1 pseudogene is annotated in these 593 nt (G+C 53.0%); it reads left to right on the top strand.

The window, feature by feature from the left end:
- Window positions 1-124 precede the first annotated feature (124 nt).
- Window positions 125-593 (top strand): annotated as a pseudogene (locus MHY08_RS11625) (transposase); the annotation flags it as partial.

Genomic DNA, 593 nt, shown 5'->3' with positions numbered 1-593 from the left:
GCGGCTTCACGCCGGTACTCCGGCGTGTATTTCTTGCGCTGTTGACTCACAATGAACATCCTCTCCTACGGACACAAGATCCGCACAAATAGGGTGTCCACTACTCGAGGGTAACCTCACGCCGATGGGTAAAGCATTACAACGGCTTTCCTTTGAACTGCTCGCCGTTGACAACCTGGATGAAGCAGCCGAATGGACCGTAAAACTACAACAGTTCGGCACCGTATTTAGCACCCAACTCAAAGCCAGAACCTACGTCAAAGACGTCCCCTTCGACCAGATTCCAAAAGCCAAACGCCGCAACAAAAAATGGTGGTACACCCACTACACCCACCGCGGAATCTACCTGCAGCTAAAGAAAATGAGCCAACAAGGCCACCTCTTTGCCTACCTCACCAAAGCTAAACAAGGCCAACGGTTGGAACGCACGACCAACAAGCTAGAAGGCGGGGTGAACTCACAAATAAAGAAACTCATGCACGCCCACCGAGGACTGCACGACGAACAACAACGCATCGCCTGCGACTGGTGGCTATACCTCCACACGCAACTGCCTGACGACCCTGTAGAGATCGCCAGGCAGCAAAACTGGG

Source organism: Corynebacterium sp. ACRPJ (assembly GCF_022347345.1).
Lineage (GTDB): Bacteria > Actinomycetota > Actinomycetes > Mycobacteriales > Mycobacteriaceae > Corynebacterium > Corynebacterium tuberculostearicum_D.
The sequence above is the reverse complement of the archived record's forward strand: the minus strand, read 5'-3'. Positions and strand labels throughout refer to the sequence as shown.